Annotated in this window: 18 protein-coding genes and 3 pseudogenes; 3 read left to right on the top strand and 18 right to left on the bottom strand. The window is 61.9% G+C overall.

Annotation, left to right across the window (positions count from 1 at the left end):
* Positions 1–536 precede the first annotated feature (536 nt).
* Entirely contained in the window at positions 537–1,226 is a 690-nt protein-coding gene (locus tag BJI47_RS03030) for a GAP family protein (protein ID WP_088942343.1), read from the bottom strand.
* Entirely contained in the window at positions 1,223–1,642 is a 420-nt protein-coding gene (locus BJI47_RS03025; RefSeq protein WP_139804842.1) for a hypothetical protein, read from the bottom strand. Before BJI47_RS03025 ends, BJI47_RS03030 begins: the two co-directional genes overlap by 4 nt.
* 100 nt (positions 1,643–1,742) lie before the next feature.
* Between BJI47_RS03025 and BJI47_RS03020 the strand changes: the two genes are divergently transcribed.
* A complete protein-coding gene (locus tag BJI47_RS03020) occupies positions 1,743–2,402 on the top strand; it encodes a TetR/AcrR family transcriptional regulator (protein WP_254900343.1) in 660 nt (219 codons plus the stop codon).
* Between the two features lie 10 nt (positions 2,403–2,412).
* Here BJI47_RS03020 and BJI47_RS23610 read toward each other — a convergent pair whose 3' ends face one another.
* The 8 genes and pseudogenes from BJI47_RS23610 to BJI47_RS24925 form a co-directional block, all read right to left on the bottom strand.
* Positions 2,413–2,862: a hypothetical protein gene (locus tag BJI47_RS23610; protein WP_125458637.1), complete on the bottom strand. Its 450-nt coding sequence runs from the start codon at positions 2,860–2,862 to the stop codon at positions 2,413–2,415.
* A complete protein-coding gene (locus tag BJI47_RS03010) occupies positions 2,859–3,179 on the bottom strand; it encodes a hypothetical protein (protein WP_088942339.1) in 321 nt (106 codons plus the stop codon). The genes BJI47_RS23610 and BJI47_RS03010 overlap by 4 nt, the downstream gene beginning before the upstream one ends.
* 19 nt (positions 3,180–3,198) lie before the next feature.
* On the bottom strand, positions 3,199–3,399 hold the full coding sequence (locus BJI47_RS23605; protein WP_254900342.1) for an arabinosyltransferase domain-containing protein: 201 nt from the start codon (positions 3,397–3,399) through the stop codon (positions 3,199–3,201).
* Between the two features lies 1 nt (position 3,400).
* Positions 3,401–3,490 (bottom strand): annotated as a pseudogene (locus BJI47_RS24940) (hypothetical protein); the annotation flags it as partial.
* Positions 3,491–4,735, bottom strand: coding sequence for a cytochrome P450 (locus BJI47_RS03005; RefSeq protein ID WP_088942338.1), 1,245 nt, complete (start codon positions 4,733–4,735; stop codon positions 3,491–3,493).
* 64 nt (positions 4,736–4,799) lie between these two features.
* Positions 4,800–5,051 (bottom strand): helix-turn-helix domain-containing protein, encoded by a 252-nt coding sequence (locus BJI47_RS24935; protein ID WP_368655869.1) that lies wholly within the window; start codon positions 5,049–5,051, stop codon positions 4,800–4,802.
* Positions 5,033–5,098 (bottom strand): annotated as a pseudogene (locus BJI47_RS24930) (hypothetical protein); the annotation flags it as partial. The pseudogene BJI47_RS24930 and the gene BJI47_RS24935, both read right to left, overlap by 19 nt.
* A 106-nt stretch (positions 5,099–5,204) precedes the next feature.
* Positions 5,205–5,573: pseudogene (locus BJI47_RS24925) on the bottom strand (Fis family transcriptional regulator); the annotation flags it as partial.
* Positions 5,574–6,391: 818 nt separating this feature from the next.
* Between BJI47_RS24925 and BJI47_RS02995 the strand changes: the two are divergent.
* Positions 6,392–7,384, top strand: a complete 993-nt coding sequence (locus BJI47_RS02995; protein WP_088942344.1) for a hypothetical protein — start codon at positions 6,392–6,394, stop codon at positions 7,382–7,384.
* A gap of 196 nt (positions 7,385–7,580) precedes the next feature.
* Here the strand turns inward: BJI47_RS02995 and BJI47_RS02990 are convergent, their stop codons facing one another.
* The 6 genes from BJI47_RS02990 to BJI47_RS23990 form a co-directional block, all read right to left on the bottom strand.
* The gene (locus tag BJI47_RS02990; protein WP_088942336.1) at positions 7,581–8,126 is read right to left on the bottom strand and encodes an RNA polymerase sigma factor; all 546 of its coding nucleotides are present in this window, start codon (positions 8,124–8,126) and stop codon (positions 7,581–7,583) included.
* Between the two features lie 155 nt (positions 8,127–8,281).
* Positions 8,282–8,698: a hypothetical protein gene (locus BJI47_RS02985; RefSeq protein ID WP_176224648.1), complete on the bottom strand. Its 417-nt coding sequence runs from the start codon at positions 8,696–8,698 to the stop codon at positions 8,282–8,284.
* Between the two features lie 73 nt (positions 8,699–8,771).
* Positions 8,772–9,773 carry a C39 family peptidase gene (locus BJI47_RS02980; RefSeq protein WP_088942335.1) on the bottom strand — a complete coding sequence of 334 codons (1,002 nt, stop codon included), beginning with the start codon at positions 9,771–9,773 and terminating at the stop codon, positions 8,772–8,774.
* 63 nt (positions 9,774–9,836) lie between these two features.
* Positions 9,837–10,949, bottom strand: a complete 1,113-nt coding sequence (locus BJI47_RS02975) for a hypothetical protein (RefSeq protein WP_088942334.1) — start codon at positions 10,947–10,949, stop codon at positions 9,837–9,839.
* Positions 10,950–11,249: 300 nt separating this feature from the next.
* Positions 11,250–13,229 (bottom strand): Hsp70 family protein, encoded by a 1,980-nt coding sequence (locus BJI47_RS02970; protein WP_088942333.1) that lies wholly within the window; start codon positions 13,227–13,229, stop codon positions 11,250–11,252.
* Positions 13,230–13,494: 265 nt separating this feature from the next.
* The gene (locus BJI47_RS23990) at positions 13,495–13,638 is read right to left on the bottom strand and encodes a hypothetical protein (RefSeq protein WP_176224647.1); all 144 of its coding nucleotides are present in this window, start codon (positions 13,636–13,638) and stop codon (positions 13,495–13,497) included.
* 512 nt (positions 13,639–14,150) lie between these two features.
* Here BJI47_RS23990 and BJI47_RS02965 point away from each other — a divergent pair.
* Positions 14,151–14,957, top strand: a complete 807-nt coding sequence (locus BJI47_RS02965) for a hypothetical protein (protein WP_125458635.1) — start codon at positions 14,151–14,153, stop codon at positions 14,955–14,957.
* Positions 14,958–15,135: 178 nt separating this feature from the next.
* Here the strand turns inward: BJI47_RS02965 and BJI47_RS02960 are convergent, their stop codons facing one another.
* Both BJI47_RS02960 and BJI47_RS02955 read right to left on the bottom strand, forming a co-directional pair.
* Positions 15,136–15,423 (bottom strand): hypothetical protein, encoded by a 288-nt coding sequence (locus BJI47_RS02960; RefSeq protein WP_088942331.1) that lies wholly within the window; start codon positions 15,421–15,423, stop codon positions 15,136–15,138.
* Positions 15,420–16,343: IS3 family transposase (locus BJI47_RS02955; RefSeq protein ID WP_088942194.1), on the bottom strand; the 924-nt coding region annotated here is incomplete at its 5' end. The genes BJI47_RS02955 and BJI47_RS02960, both read right to left, overlap by 4 nt.

Raw genomic sequence — 16,343 nt, 5'->3', positions numbered from 1 at the left:
GACCCCGACCCCACAATTCAGTCACCGACCACAATGCATCACCTCAGTCGGTGGATCGAGGCTGAGTGGGGCGTCAGGGTCGGCGGGTGTCTGCGCGATCGGAGTCCGGGCGTAGGTGGATCGGGCGAGCCCAACTGCTCTGCACACCAATCGTTTCGACATGCTCATCGTGGTCACGAGCATGTCGACGGCGCGGCGCTTGTCAGCTGGGCTCAAAATTTTCCAGTAATAATGAGATCAACCCGCTGACGAGGCGGCCTGACCCCGAATTTTCCTGGCCCACCCGGTGCCTTCCGCGGGACGCGGCAGGCTCCTATGAGGTCACGGACTTCGCGTGCTCCACGGTGGTGTGGTGGCCTGCGGGCGAGGTCGTAGAGCGGCCCAGCAGCGCCGACCACGCGCGGGCTCGGCGAGAGTGCCAGGCCGAAAGCCGACTTCTCGACAAGGGCGCAGACCAGTTGACACCGCGACCGTGGCAGCCCGATCCGGCAACCTCGCCCTCGGCGGTAGATCTGACGCAGTACGCGCTCTGGAACTCATCCGGCGGCGAAAAAAAACCCGGCGATGCCGATGATCCACAGGGTCGTGCTGCGGGCGTGGGCGGTGAGCCAGGTGTCGAGGCGTTGTAGGGGTGCCTCGATGAGGGGGTGGGCGCAGAGCCGTGCGGCGGTGAGTGCGACCGCTGGGAGGATCATGACGACGCAGTATGCGGCGAGCACTGTCAGCACTTCGAGCCATCCGGGCGTCTGGCTGATGATGCCGGTTGCGACCAGGTACGGGAGCATCGATGCGACCTCAACGAGCACTGCGATGACAGCGAGCCAGACGAGCGTGTGTGCGGCGTTGTCGGTCATGGCGCGTTCCCGCCACCGCGTGACACGTCTCGATTGTGCGGCGCGTTCTGCTGCGCGTGCTCGGGCAGTTTTGGTGTCGAGGGCGAAACTCACGATCAGCAGGACGGCCCCGACCACGAACCGCGCAACGAGCGCAGCCGGGCTGTCCAAGAGTCCAGCCGCGCCCTCGAGAAGGACCCGTCCGCCGGCCATAAGGATGATTCCAATGCCGTAGTACACGGCGACGACGGTGCCAAGGTAGAGCAGGATACGGTGCGGGCGCATTTTACCTGGGGTCATCAGCAGCCAGACCGGGACTAGGAGGGTGCCGAAGCTCAGAGAATCGGTCAGTGCCAGTAGGAGGAGGGCACCGGCGGACTCGATGGGGATCATTGCGGTCCGATCCTCAGCTTCTTTGCACAGAAAACGGTGGCGCCTGCACCTTCGGCGCGTTCTTCTGCGACGATCTCCCCGTCCATGGTGATCTGGCACGAGATCCAACTCGCACCCGCGTCTGCGATGGCCTCGACGGACGTGCCGGTGAGAGGGAACGGAGTATCCAACGACACCTCGAAGGTCTCCGCATACGGCAACGGCATATCCGTGGTCTCGACTCGTTCGGGGTCGTTTCTCGCGTCTACCTCGACGCGCACCCCGGTCGCGGAGGCTGAATCGCTTGTCACCTCGACCTCGACAATCATCGAGTCCGACGTGCCAGTGCTGTCACCGCCGCCGAAGGGCAGGGAATCGCACCCCGTCAAGGTCACCGCGACGAGTCCGACAGTCATCGTCACTGCCGCAGCTCTCACCCTTGTGTGCCTACCCATCCTCCACCTGCCTGTTCCCGTCTAGAGTTGATACGGTCGTACTAACCAATGAGTTAGCACGACTGTATCAATAGGGGGTGTGGTGGCGATCGCGTCTCGTGAGGACCGCAGAATCCGCCTGGCAGAAGCGACCTGGAGGGTCATTGCCGAGCGCGGCATCGGTGCCGTGTCGGTGCGGACCGTGGCCGCCGAAGCCGGGATGGCGGTCGGGTCGCTTCGGCATCTGTTCCCGACTCAGCAGGAACTGTTGGAGTTCTCCGCCGAACTCATGATCGAACGCGCCACCGCAAGAGTCACCGAGGTCACGCCGACCCCCGACGTCGTGGACTACGCACTGGCGGCGATCGGCGAACTCCTGCCCCTTACCCCGGACACGCGATGCGAATTCGAGGTCAACATCGCCCTCATCGCCGAGACCCCCGCCAATCCCGGCCTCGCCGGAATCCGCGACCACGCCCACGAACAGCTCCTAGATTTGTTCGCGCGCATCGTGGCAATGCTCCAAGACGAAGACAACCTCACTGAGAAGCGCCGCCAGGTGGCGCGCCGCCTCCTGGCCCTCGTTGACGGGCTCGGCCTTCACCTGCTTCACCAACCCGCCGATGACAGCACCGCATGGGCTGTCAATATCGTCCGGGAAGAACTGGTGCACATCCAGCGTTCGGGTCCCTCAGACACAGGGCCGTCCGGTACCAGCGAAACGCGACCGGACCAGCAGTCCGCAGCTTTACACGTGAAGTAACTTTTCACGCTTAGTTGAACCAGGCGCAGCGCTCGTCGATGACGTGCCGAGTCCGGTCTGAAACTCCCGCACTCGACTCGTCATCAAACACCGCGTGCTGGTCCGTCGCGTTGTGGGTCGGGGCGGTGGGGCTCGTGTTCGTATAGATCGCAGGCTGCCGAGCGAGCCCGGCAGCCTGCCACCGCGCGTGCTCCTGTTGGGCGCGCTTGACCTTGATGCGCTGGGCGGCGTCGGCCACGGGCAGGCCGTCGAGTTCGTTGGCCTTGACACGGATCAGGGTGGCTCGCATGCGAGCGTCGTGAGCGTTGCGGTTCGGGTGATGGTGCGCATGCCGAGCTGGTAGGCGTGCTCTGCTCCGTACTTGCTGACAAGCAACGCCATGCGCTCTCGCTGGTGCTGATGCATGGTCGCCCTTCTGCTCGGCGTGTGCTGCTTCGATGGCGCCATCCGCGTCACTCATGTGGGGTCTTGTCTCGGCTCGTCGCACTGTTGCCCGCGCTGTCCATGTAGGTAACGCCTCGGTGGTGTGGGGCGCTCACCATCCCAGACATTGCGTACCTGCGCCAGGGTGGTGCGGGCGTGTTCGGTCGCGGCATGGTGTTCGGCGCGGGCCTTGCGCCTGCCCAGCCTTCCCGCCGTCGAGAGGCGGGCACTCGTGACCGTCTCGGTCTCGATGGCGGCGAGACAAGTCACGCCGTCTGTCTCGGCCTGGACGGTGGGCAGCCCGATAACCTCTGCGCGAACCCGCTCTGCCTCTGCTTCGGCCTTGCCGAGCACGTCAGCATTGTCGGCGGACTCAGCCGACAGGGGACTGATAGCGCAGATACTCCTCGAACGAGGCCCCGTTCGACCCGGCCGCGGCATGGGCGGCCTGCATTGCACTGACAGTTGTGAACGACTGGTCAGCGAAGACCGCTACCAGCACCGCGGTGCCGGATGCGATCCAAGGGACCAACTCTCGGTGCATATCCCACCTGTGTGGCCTTGCTCGCGACAATCCGGACGATCGGCCGAATCGTCGCGACGAGCCCAGCGAAACAGATTAGGCCAGACGGGCCTGCAGACTTGGTGCGAGCACACTCACAGATTCAGTGTTTGACGGGGCACCGACTTCCGTACTCGACCTCGAACTCCTTGATGCCGTTGAGCCAACCCGATCGAAGTCGCTTCGGATCGCCCAGCTTGGTGATGTCGGGCATGTGGTCAGCGATCGCGTTGAAGATCAGATCGATCTCGAGACGCGCCAAATTCGCGCCGACGCAGAAGTGCGCGCCGGTTCCACCGAAACTCAAGTGCCGGTTCGGGTCCCGCATGATATCGAATTTGTTCGGATCGTCGAAGACATCCTCGTCGAAGTTCGCCGAGGCATAGAACATCGCAACTCGGTCGCCCTTTCTGATCTTCTGACCACCGAGCGTGGTGTCAGCAAGCGCTGTCCGCTGAAACGCGGTAATGGGGGTCGCCCAGCGAATAATCTCGTCGACCGCGGTGCTTGGTCGCTCGTTCTTGTAGAGCTTCCACTGATCGGGGTTCTCGAGGAAGCCGATCATTCCGTGCGTGATGGCGTTTCGGGTGGTCTCGTTGCCCGCAACAGCGAGCAGGATGACGAAGAAGCCGAACTCTTCGGGGCGCAGTTCATCACCGTCGATTTCGGCATTCAGCAGCTGGGTGAGGATGTCATCTGCGGGACACTTCTTACGCTCTTCTGCCATTTGGTAGGCATACCCGAGGAGCTCCATCGACGCGACCTGGGGGTCACCCTCGAATTCCGGGTCGTCGTATCCGGTCATCTGGTTGGACCAGTCGAAGACCTTGCCACGATCTTGTTGCGGGATGCCGATGAGCTCCGCGATCGCCTGAAGCGGCAGCTCGGTCGCGACCTGGGTGACAAAATTGCCTGCCCCTAGGGTCAGGGCTTCTTCGACGATCGTCGACGCACGCTCGGACAGGGCGTCCTTGAGGCTGGCCACTGCGCGTGGGGTGAAGCCGCGAGCAATGATCTTTCGCAGCTTGGTGTGCTCGGGTGCGTCTTTGAACAGTAAAATGTGGCGCTGTAGTTCGATGGCCTCGCGAGGGATGTCGTCGTCGAACCGGACGATCGCGGTGTTTTCCCACGTGGAATATATGTCGTTGCGCGAGACCTCCCTGACGTCCTCATGCCGAGTAACAACCCAGTACCCGTCGTCGTGAAATCCGCCGACGGTGGGTGGTTGTGGACACCACCAGACAGGTGCTGTCTTGCGTAGCTCAGCGAACTCCGCGTGCGGAACATGCGTTGCGTAGATGTCTGGATCAGTGGGGTCGAAACCTTCGGCAATATTCGGTGTGGGCACTTCGCACTCCTCATTGGGGCTGATAGCAGTCAGCCTTCCAGCCAAACGAGTACTGCGGATTGGCTTACTTGGCCAAGGTTCCTGGATCTTTTTGTTCGGAGGGTACATATGTGATTGCGTTCGTGCCGAAGGTGTCGAAGCAATCGAGTGCCAATTTCAGGTGTACTGCGCGAGAGGTGATCCGCCGCCCGATGCGCTCCTCGATCTGTTGAACGCGATATCGCACAGTGTTTTTGTGCACCGCGAGTTGGCTAGCGGAGGCCTCGAGATTTCCCGGGCATGACAGCACTGCGCGTAGCGTCTTCCGGAGTCGCACAGACACCTCGTCGTCCACCAAGAGTCCAGGCAGTTCGCGCTCGACAAGGGTGTTCATGGCGTCGGGTCGAGATGCGAGCATCGAGACGAGTTCGATGTCTCGATAGCTGGTGACGGGGATGCGCTCTTTCGCCCGCATAGCGATCTCTTGCGCAGCCAGAGCCTCCCTGTGAGCTCGCCTGAACCCGTCGATACCCTGCCCTGGCCGTCCCACCGCGACGCGCACCCCGGGCGGCACGAGCGCCGAGTCGATCGTGGGTTCTTCGTCACGTCCGGCCACCATCCAAACCCACAACCCCCGGGCCCCTGACGGGATGCAGAGGATCTCGGTTGCCGATGCTGACCGTGCCAGCCGCGACGCAAGTGGCTCGAAGATCCGCGAGTCGATCGAGATGGCGTGGTCGGTGGTCCATAACACCAAGGCAGTGTTCACGCGGTGGACCGGGTAGCTCAGTTGTACCGATGCGACCTCGGCATCATTCAATGTGCCGTCCAGAATTTCGCGGACCGTGTTCACTCGCATCGAGAATGTCCCGCTGAGTAGCCTTTCTCGTTCGTGCGTGTAGGTGGCAGTGAGTTCCTCGAGCATCGAATTCATGATTTCGCTCGTTTGCTCCCACATCATGACAACAAGTTGCACCTTGAAGTCCGCGGGCACGTCGGCGTTGTTGACGAAATCCGTGACAAACCGCCACACGGCCCGGTGACCGGCGTGGTAAAGGTGGGAGAGAACTCGCAATTCGAGTCCCCGGCGTGCGATGGTTCGGGCAAGAGAATGAGCTTCCGCAGCTACCGGAGCATCCCACAGGGCAGTGTTGTCGGACTGCCTCACGGCAAGAATTTTGCGGAATTGGCTGCGAACAGCCAACTGTAAGTCTCTCTGAACATCTGCATCTGTAGATAGCTCCGGAACGTCGGACCCCATGGATTTCGTGACATCGTCGATAAACTTGTCAAGATCGGCATGGGAGAGGCTTTCGGCGACATAGCCCCGCATCCACTCCTCGGCCCGTGTTGCACTCACCGTTTCCAAGCCCCCCTCAGACACAGAGCCCCGAGACTCCTGATCCACCACCCATCATAAGTGCTCTTCGCACTCGAGCGGGCAGCCCGGAAACTGGCGGGCTATCGGCAAGATCGCGCGCAGTTGTTGAGCTGCTGAAATCTTCTACATCCAGATCTTTACTCCTGCACTTTATTTCACGATGCCAACGCAGAACACGGCCCCGATGTCGGGGCCGTGTTCGGAGACAATCGGGGCCAGGATAGTTGCATACCCAAGTGTGTGGTGTCCGTGGAATCCCGTCGGCGTTGTCGGTGTCTGCAGGTAGCGTCACGTTCGTGTCTGCGAGACCACCCACCGCACCAGGCGGATACCGCTACGAGTGGCAGCTGTTCGCCGATTGGTGCACCGCGAGCGATGTCGACCCACTACCGACATCGGCGCTCACTCTGGCCGAGTTTCTGGGCGATAATCCCGCCGGCGATTCCGCATCGCTGCGGCGAGTCTCGGCGATCAACAACCGCCATCGCGAGTTGGGTCTTCCTGAGCCCGGGCGCGTCACCGCGATCAGGCTCGCACTCGACTGCGCCCGCAGCAGCCGAGTTCGGCACCGCGCTACCCAGCTCGGGGCGCTGGCCACAGCGCTGCCCGTGACCGGATCTACAGAGGCATTGTTCGGGCGCCGCGACGCGATCCTGTTGTTGCTAGCGGGTGCAGGTATGTCGTACACCGCGATCGCCGGCCTCGACCGGGCCGACATCGCAGTTCGGGACGCGAGCCTGTGGATCGGGGGGCGCCATCAGCTTCTGATTACATCGACGCCTGAGGTGGATCCCGGCGAGCTGTGGAGACGCTGGCACACGGTGCTGGCGTTCTCCGACCGCTATCCCTCGACCACGCTGCTCTCCCAGCACCTGCTGGGAGATACGTTTCCGGACATGACCGCAGTCCCGAATCGTGCAGGTCCGGTCGCTGTCTCGATCGATCGGTGGGGACACATGCCGCTGCCACCGGTTGCGATGTCGCCGGCCGCGATAGCCGACATTGTGCGCGCGCATGCGACCGGCCAGCCGCCCCGCCACATTATCCGCCGTCCCCTTCGGCCCAGCGATCACCTCGACAGTGACTACCATCCGATTTCGATTGCAGCAGAATCTGTTTCAGCCGATCTCGATCCTGGCTACTACACCGCCGGTGTCGCTGCCCGCCGACGCGCGCACGAGAAGTTATCCGAGCTTCCCTCGCTCGTCGACCACGTCGAAGACCGCATCGAGCAACTCCTGCAACGCACCCTCGATTTGCTGGACGGCGCGTCCATCACCGAACAATGAGCGCCGGGCTTCGGTGCATGCATGGAGACGGCATGTCCAGAGAGTCAACATGTCTCGACGGCCGGTGATGCGTTGACCTGTTGAGACCAATATCGTTCAGGGTAGAGCTTGGCAGAGGCAGGTCGGGCAGCGAAGGTGTCGGGTTCGGCGTCAAAACATCCGCGGCCGTGCCGATTGCGGAGATACGGACTGCCAGTCACTGCAGGGCGGGTGTGAGCAACTCTCTGAGTTGTTTTCGTCCGCGGTGGATTCGGGTCTTCACTGTCGCGACAGAGATCTGTTGGTGTTCGGCGATATCGGCATAGGGCAGGTCGCCGAATTCGGCAAGAACGATGGCGGTTCGAAAGTCTTCGGGGAGCTGCATCAGTGCCCAGTGGATTGCATCGGCTGTGCTGATTCGGTCATCGAATCCGGTCGCATGCTCGGTCAGGTCGATTCCCGATCCGTCCTCGGAGCCGTCGATGTCGAGGCTGGCGGTGGGTTTGCGTCGCCTGACGATCGCGAGTGCAGCGTTGGCTGCGATGCGATGGAGCCAGGTATTGAACCGGGCGTCGCCGCGGAACTTGTGCAGATTCTGCCAGGCTGCGGTGATGGCGTCCTGCAAGGCGTCTTCGGCGTCGTGAGTGTTGCCGGTGATCTGTAGACATACGTGCCAGGCGTTGAGACGGTACTTTCCGGCGAGGTCGGCGAAGGCTCGGTGATCTCCAGCCCGACAAGCGGCCAATAGTTCCGCATCGTTCATACCGCCCCCGGTTCTCTTGCAGACTGCCCACCCGAACTGCTGCGCGGCCTAGATGCTACCTGTCGGTATGCGAAGCTGCGGAGGCAGAGTTTTCCTCTCACTGCCGAACCGGTTGGGAAAGTCTGTCGACCGATACGAGAGGGCCCGTCGGTGATCTACAGGTCAGTGTCCGAATGGCCTTGATCGTGATGGATCTCAGGTCCGTGGTCTTCGATGGCGGGGTTGATATCGGGTTCGTAGGGGGAGAGGTCCACAAGGTCATCGACGGGATTGTCGTCGTCGGTGAACTGGCGGTGCCCACCGTCCGAGGTGTCGATGTGGGTAGGGATGGCGTCGTCGAGGACGACATCACCCTCCGTACCTTCCTCGTGATCGTCGTCGTCGATCAACACGATGTCCTCGTCTACGGGCATTGCAGGTAGATCATCCTGCTCCGGTACGAGGTCAGTATCGATGATGTCGCTGGTGGGATCGAGTGCCACCTCGAGGATGCGGTCCCACACGGCGTCGGGGAGCGGCGGCAACGCGCTGGTCACTCCCAGGGATGCCAGCAAAGACTCGTCGTCGGTCATCGGTCATCTCCTGTCGTGGCGTCGTATTCCATGCAGGTTTCTGCACCGGAGATAGTGCGGCGTGGTGATGTGTTCATTGTGCCCTGTCTCGTCCGGAGAGGTCGATTACGACGGTGCGGATCGGATGCGATGCTGCAGAGGCGTGGCCGGCAGTGTCGAGCAGGTCAGAGTCGGGTTCGTCGGTCACGAGAAGCTGGCGCCCGGAATCGGACCAGGCGTCTTCGAACTGTTCGATCGAGATTTCAAGCTGACTGCCCGAGGGCACACCGGGGTCGGAGAGGATGACGACTCCGCGGTCGTCGTCGATGCCGGCGACGACGAGAACATGATCGGCAGTGTTGTCTTCTCCGTCCTCGCCTTCTGGTCGCCAGATTTCGCCGGAATCGACCATCGCGACAACGGCGTGGCCGTCGTCGAGTGAGGTGCGTACATCGTCCAGCGAACCTGTGCTGATCGTCGCGGGTACCCCTTGGTCTTCGAGGAGAATTTCGATGTTGGACAACGTCATTCCCTGCGAAGGGTCGCCGTCGACTACCAGTCCGAGTTCGACGGCCCGGTCCATCAGGTACTGGGGATCGGTGATGTTCGCACCGGTGTATTCGGCGACGATCTGGCCGACAACCGCAGGCCCGCAGTATCCGTCGATCTGTTGATAGAACCAGTTGATCGTCCAGGCGCTCGGATTACCGTGCACAGAACTCTCGTTCGTGTCGGCGCTGGCCGTTGCCGCGGTGTCAGCCTCCGGTGAGTTCTCGCTCGGCGTGCTGGCTTGATGTGATCGTGCTGTGTCGACGGCGGAATCGTGGGTCGGGCCGTCGAGGCCGTCTCCAGTGAGATCTGGGACGCTCACATCGCCCTTTGTTGCCTCGGCGGCGCCGACCGGTGGACAGAACGCTGGGTCCGGCAACGGTAGAGGTGAATCGGCGACGTCGCCGGCGAAGAGTTCTCCTGCATCGTCACCGCCCCACGCAGTGCAGGTGTCAACGAAGAAGTCGGGGCCGCCCTGGACGCCGTCGTCGGCGGCGGAGAGATCTGGGGCTGCCGCCGACCATGTGTAGTCGTCGAAGTCGTTCATCAGTTTCGATCCTTTCTGCCCCACTCGATCTCGCGTAACGCTGGCGGTGGTGGAGAAGGCGAGTCAGACCTGGTCGTAGCTGTCACAACTGGCGATGGATGCCTCTGGTTCGTATGCAGGCTCCGGTTCGGTCGGTGCATCGTATTGGGTGCTGGGCAGGAGGGCTTGCAGGTCCGCCATGCTGCCCAGTTCTACGTCGGCGCTGGTGACGGTAGTTTCCAGTGAGATGTTGTTGTCGAGGTCGGCTGCGCCCTCGTCGAACATGCCATCGCCGTCGACGTCGACCATTACGGTGTTGGTGATCTGGTCACCGTCGGTGTCGGCTTCTACGGTGTCGAGGTACCCATCACCGGTGGTGTCGATGAGAGCCACGTCAGGATGACCGTCGCTATTGGTGTCGACCATCGTCTGGGTGACGTGCCCGTCCACGAGAGTGTCCTGCTGGAGGATCTGACCAGTGGCGTTGTCCAAGTAGGTGACCTGGTCATCGTGGTAGTCGCCGTCGAGGTCCACTGAGACCTTGGTCATGCCGTTGGCCTGTTCGGCAGAGGTCTCGTAGCTGTAGTTGTCGTCGGTGTCCTGCTGGACCAGGACGATGTTGCCGTCGTCGTCGTATTGGGTGATGGTGCTGATGCCGTCTACCTTCGAGTACACGGCCTCGAGCTCGACCTCTCCGGCGACACCGACTGTGTCGTTCAAATCGACGATGGGCGCTTGCGCGCTGTACGAGTCGGTTGCGGTGACCGGCTCCTCGACGGGCGCGGACGAGGTTCCATAGCTGGCGCTGAGGGGGTCACCGGTCACGTCGCCGGTGGTATCGCCCGAGTTCAACGTGACTGGCTCTTCTGCCGGTGCGGTCGCAGTTCCGTAGCTGGCGCTGAGCGGGTCACCGGTGACATCACCGGGGACATCACCGGGGACATCACCGGGGACGGCGTCCGGGGCCGACGTGACACCGGTCTGGGGTCCGAACGCTGCGTCGACTTCCTCGAGCTCGTCGGCGACGAGCTCGTCCATTTTTTGTTCCTTCTCACTCATGCTCAGCGAGTCGTCGTCGGAGACTTCCTGCAGCTTGGCTCGGAACTCGGCGGTATCCGAGGAGTCGTACACGGTCGGATCGTCGTACACGGCAGAAGTGGACGTGGTCTCTGGAGTGGCGGAGTCGTTGCTGTTCATGGTGTGTCCTCGCTGTCATCGGTTCAGGTTGGCGCGTGGTGTTGGTAGTTAGATGCAATGAGAGGGGCCAAAGGTTCCCGCATCCTCGAAATTGGTCCCCGAGCTGCGGCACAGACGATCTCGAATGCCGCAACCAACTGCAGGGACCACCGAACTCGATTCGGTGGTCCCTGCAGTCGATAACCCCACGTGCTTCCCTGAGTTCCGGCCGGAGCTCGTCGTCGACGGACCCGCTGTAGTGCCTGGCCGTACAGCCCGACGACGCGAACCGAGAAGCTCGTTCTAACGGGCCCTCGTCGATCAGTTGATGAGACCAGCTCTGTTCAGAAAGGTTTTCGCACCGTCGAGTCCGACTGCGCCGGTGTAGAACACCATTACCCCAGTCGACCCGTTGGCGTAATTGATGTCGTACTGGTTGGCGTACTTCGGGCCGGACAGGTGCGCGGCCGCGGTTCTAGCAACATTTTCGACCACCACGTTCTCGTCGACGGCAGTGTTGTTCTGATACCCCTGCCGCAGAGCCAGCACCTCCTTCTTCGCATCGCGCACATCGACCGACACGATGACCCCCGATCGAGCGTCGGTGACAATACCGGCGGTCAGAGGACTACCCTCGCGAATGATGCACTGAATTCTCAAGCCACCGTTATCGGTTTCCCCGCTAGCGGTGCACTTTTCGACGTCCAGCTCAGTTTTGAGCGCAGGCGGAAGCGCTGCCAAGACAGCTTCCTTCGTCGCCGGCGGCGCAGTGGCCCCATCGCCGCCCGATGCTGCAGCAGGCTCGGCGCCAGTGGCGGCCGCAGTGACGGTGCTGCCGACGCTTCCCTGGTTCCACGCGAGAGTTCCGCCGGCGACAGCAATCACGAGCACTGCCGCCGCCGCGCCCGCGAGCAGGAGCTTTCGCCTGGAACCAGGCTGCCGGTCACCAGGCTGCGGTGCGTTCGCCGTAGCTGCGTAACCCGGTGCCGTGCCCGCTGGCTGCGGCCACTGCTGCATCGGCGCGCCAGTGGGCGAAGTGTTGTTCTGCTGCGCCGGGTGTGCGTAGGAGGGGGAAGCTTGTTGTTGCGGTGGAGCCGGATTGGGATACTCCTCCCCGCCCGGCCTCGGGGCCGATTGTGCAGGGTTCGCAGGAGGGAATGTCCGTGTCGAGGGATGCGGCGATCCGGTGGGGGCGGGCGATCTACCCAGGCCCCGGACAATAGGTGCCGCAGCCGCGAGTGCACCCTGCGCGACCACGGTCTTCGGGTCGTCGAGGGTCGCGATCGGGCCCAGGCCAGCGAGCCTGTCGTGCACGAGCGGTATCCGAGAGGAGCCGCCGGTCAGATACAGAGACTCGAGCTGGCTGGGATCGGTGATGTTGGCGTCGGTGAGAGTCAGACGCGCCAGGGTGACAGCTTTGTCGAGAACCGGTGCGATGAGTTCTTCGAACTCGTCGCGAGTGATCTGAAATTTCTCGGTACGCCCGTCACCGGTGACACTGATGGTGGCCGAGGGAGCCTCGGAGAGTAGCTCTTTGGCACGGCGAATCGAATCATCGAGTGCGTAACGCACATCCAGTGGTGCCCGGGTGCGCAGGAAGTTCAGCAGGTCGGGGTCGCGGTCGTCGAGCTGGCGATCGACCCAACGCCTGATGTGCGCGTCGAGGTTCTTTCCGCCCAAACCGTTATCGCCGCGGGCGGCGATGATGTCGAAAGTGTCGTGTTCGTTGGCTTCGAGGACGGCGATGTCGAGGGTGCCGCCGCCGAAGTCGAACACAGCGATTTTCGTTCCGGGAGTGAGGCTGTGGGCGCGGGAATAGTAGTGGGCAGCCGCCCGGGGTTCGGAGACCGTGGTGACGGTCGAAGAGTTCAGACCCAGTTGTGCGGCGGCATCGAGCAGTACCTGAATTTCGCGCGGCGACCATGCTTCGGGGTGGGTGAGGACCAGCTCCGAGGGTGCGGCGCCGTCGTGGGTGCTGGTGGCGCGCGCGATCACCGATTCGAGAACAGCAGCAACGGGAACAGAGGAGGAGATGGTGTAGCCGTTGACAGTGACGACGCCCTGCCCGATGGCGCGTTTCGGCGAGGGTATGTAGGCGGCGGGGTTGGATTCGGCGCGGTCGGTGGCCACGTCGCCGACCGAGATGTGGTCAGGGGACTCGACGAAGACGGCAGAGGACATGGTGGTGCGGTTGTGGCTCAGTGTCAGCGCCTCCACAGCGCCGCTGATCGGGCTGGTGTGGGCGGCAGCGGTATTGGATGTACCGAAGTCGATACCCAGGATCCACTCTCGTGCGCGCATCACTGCCTGCCCGCAGCGAGGGTGCTACGTCCGGGTGAAGCGTCGGGCTGGCGGGGCGACATCAAGCTCGAGTACATCGTCGATCGTCCTTCCACACGTCTCTCGGCGCGCATGGGGCCCACGCGCGGGAGATATTTTTGTTCTCGAAGAGTTAGATGCTCGCGGCCGGGTAAAGGTTCCCACCGATCGCATCTTTTCCTCGTCGCCCCAGGAGGGCGGGGGCCGAATACCCTGGAAAGGGTCCGCGGGTTGCTATAGGACCTGGTCAGGCATCGTTGTCAGCGAGTACCCGGTAGAGCGAGGCGACAGAGAGATGCCGGCCAGCGCTTTGGCCGGTCTTGGTGGTCAGCTTCTTCACAATGTCGGGTATCGGGGTGCCCTTCTCGCGTAGCGCGTGGGCGAAGCGCACGTCGTCGATCACCTTCGGCCGGCCGCCGCGGTCGACGGCAGCCTGCTGGCCTTTTGAGGGTCTTCTCTCGGATGTACTTGCGGTCCATTATGTGGACATTTTCTAAAATTCAAGTCCGACCGCTGTCCGAGCGCCACCGAGAGCCATCTGCGTGGCATCATCACCACCGCGGATTTCGATCCGCGTCATGCAGTCGGCAGATACGGCCCGTCTGTATTGAATCCGAGCGGAAGTGTGGCCCGCTCCGGGGCTATCTCGACCTCCGCGGCATCGGATTCGATACGGGCAAGTTGACCAAGTCTGGGTTACCCAGCTTCACTGTCAGTTTCAGAAAACGACTGCATGTGCCGTGGGTGGGGAGTGGGGTATCAAGGTGTCCCCGCAGGTTGACGGATCCAGTACTCGCCGCGTACCGTCGGTTCTTGTAAGCCCCTAGTCAGCTAGCACCTCGGTGCCGAGTCGCTAGGGGCAACTGCTTTTTACGGGCAATTTTCCTGTTGTAGCTTTGTCCGATGACCGGCACCTGCCCCGCCCATCTCCCACTTAAGCAGTTGGTGTCAGCTCCGCGCTACAACAAGTACCGCGACTACGCCACCCAAGTCTTGAAGGTGCCGGAGCATGAGGCCGATTCCAAGGCTTCTCGGCTGTACACGTGGAACGCGAGTGTTGCGGCCGCCTACATGCCGTCTATCGCATTCACCGAAGTAATCATGCGGAACTCGATCAACTCTACGATCTGCGCTCACTTCGGCGTCGCGCCTGCCGTTGGATGGCACACCCTCGTCGACTGCAACGACAGAGTGCCACCGTGGAACACCTCCGGTTCCTACACAGAGCCGCCCCTTAAGCTCACGACACGTGACGTCGACGAACTCATCAACGGTTTCAACAAAATCAAGCGCCGCTTCCAACGGCAATCCGAGCGAGTCCACGACTTACCTAACGGCGATGACATGGTCGGGGGATCGTCACTCGGGTCGTGGTTGACGCTGATCGATAAGGGCGAAGTACGCGATTCAGCTCTGAATTACCACGACAACATCTGGATTCCGTACCTGCAAAACGCGTTCCCGGGGTTCACAGGAAAACGTGGCACCTTGCTTAACCAGCTTCGAGAGTTCCAGGAGCTCCGGAACAAGTGCGCACACCACGAGCCAGTCTTGAAGAACACCGAATGGCATCGTAAGAAAGTTGCTTTGATCATCAAGCTAACGGGCTACGTGAACGCCGGCGCATCGCGTTACATCGACGACGCGCAACAGATCGGATACGTCGTCGACCAACGCCCATCATATCTCGCTGGGGAGTGCTACCTATGAGAGAGGTGGCCGCGCGGATCTACGCGATGCAGGCGAGCGGCTGCTAATCCCGGTTCAATCACGCACACCGCGGCTTCTTTCGAGGAAGCCGACTGGGACGCTTCCTGCGGGTTTGAGTGTGCGTTTTGACCGTCGTCGTCGCGGATGATCGCGAACGCTGACACCCGCACGCGTCAATTCACTTACCTCTGCGCCAGTCGATCATTTCGTTGATGTGTCGATCTAGGGCGCGCACAACGTGGTGCACCTGGACCTCTACGTCTTCGAGTGCGGTCTCCGTTGTTGCGAACTTCTCGAAGGCCTTTACGTAGTCAGCGCTCCGGCCGAGCTTGTGGGCAGACCCCTTCCACTGCCGCACAGTGCGGTAACCGATCTTTCTCGCTAGCGAATGCCCCGAGAGAATTTCATCAAGCGCACGGGCGCGCAGTTCCTCTGAGGTTCCCCCCGAAAAGTGGACAGTGGTCACGCGGCCATGATGGGCGCGATCAGTGACTGTTCGTACGTGGTGGGGCTGAGCATCCCGATCGTGGAGTGCCTACGGCGAGTGTTGTAGAAGTTCATCCAGTTGTCAACTGCAGCAACCAATTCAGTGGCATGAACGAAGGTGTGCCGGTAGTAGTACTCGTGCTTGAACGTCGACCACAGACTTTCGGCGCCGGCGTTGTCCCAGCATTGACCGGTTTCACCCATCGAACGCCGCAACCCGTACCGTTCACACGCCTGCTTCATGATGTCAGCAGTGTACTGAGATCCCCTGTCCGAGTGCATGATTGTTCCCGCGACATCGCCGCCACGTTCGGCGACCGCCATCTCCAACGCTTCGACAACCAGCTCGGTGCGCATGTGATCGGCCACGGCCCATCCGAGAACCTTCTTCGAGTGCTCGTCCTTGATCGCGCACAGGTACATATCCCCCTCCCCGCAGGTCAGATACGTTATGTCCGAAGTCCACACCGCATCGAGTTCACCCTGATCGAAACGGCGCTGGACCAGATCATCAGGGAACGAGGCGAACGGATCGACCACGGTGGTGCGGACCTTGAACGTGCGCGGACTGATGCCGACGACACCGAGCGATCGCATGATCTTGGCGACAGTTTTCTCGGTGATCACCTCGCCTCGGTCGTGGAGTTCGGCGGTGATGCGCGGTGCCCCGTACACGCCTTTCGACTCCTGGTGGATCGCGAGGATCTTGATCTCCAGATCGGCTCTACGCTGCTCTCGCTCTGCCAATCGGGTTGTCACACTGCGTCCTTGGTTCTTGTAGAAGCCGGAGGTCGACACCTCGAGCAGGCGCGCCATCCGGTGAACTGCGGAGTTCGCGTACTCCGCGGCCATCAACGTGTAGAGCTCTACTTTTGTTGATTGGCTGCGAAGTACGCGGAC

The sequence above is a fragment of the Rhodococcus sp. 1168 genome (genome assembly GCF_002091955.1).
Lineage (GTDB): Bacteria > Actinomycetota > Actinomycetes > Mycobacteriales > Mycobacteriaceae > Rhodococcoides.
This window is presented reverse-complemented; position numbering and strand designations above follow the sequence as displayed.

What these genes read in the sequence shown, in the direction of transcription:
- BJI47_RS03030 (WP_088942343.1), bottom strand. Translation starts at nt 1,226, where the DNA reads ATGATCCCCATCGAGTCCGCCGGTGCCCTCCTCCTACTGGCACTGACC.
- BJI47_RS02990 (WP_088942336.1), bottom strand. Translation starts at nt 8,126, where the DNA reads ATGAACGATGCGGAACTATTGGCCGCTTGTCGGGCTGGAGATCACCGA.
- BJI47_RS02980 (WP_088942335.1), bottom strand. Translation starts at nt 9,773, where the DNA reads ATGAACGACTTCGACGACTACACATGGTCGGCGGCAGCCCCAGATCTC.
- BJI47_RS02985 (WP_176224648.1), bottom strand. Translation starts at nt 8,698, where the DNA reads ATGACCGACGACGAGTCTTTGCTGGCATCCCTGGGAGTGACCAGCGCG.
- BJI47_RS02975 (WP_088942334.1), bottom strand. Translation starts at nt 10,949, where the DNA reads ATGAACAGCAACGACTCCGCCACTCCAGAGACCACGTCCACTTCTGCC.
- BJI47_RS23610 (WP_125458637.1), bottom strand. Translation starts at nt 2,862, where the DNA reads ATGAGTGACGCGGATGGCGCCATCGAAGCAGCACACGCCGAGCAGAAG.
- BJI47_RS02965 (WP_125458635.1), top strand. Translation starts at nt 14,151, where the DNA reads ATGACCGGCACCTGCCCCGCCCATCTCCCACTTAAGCAGTTGGTGTCA.
- BJI47_RS02970 (WP_088942333.1), bottom strand. Translation starts at nt 13,229, where the DNA reads ATGCGCGCACGAGAGTGGATCCTGGGTATCGACTTCGGTACATCCAAT.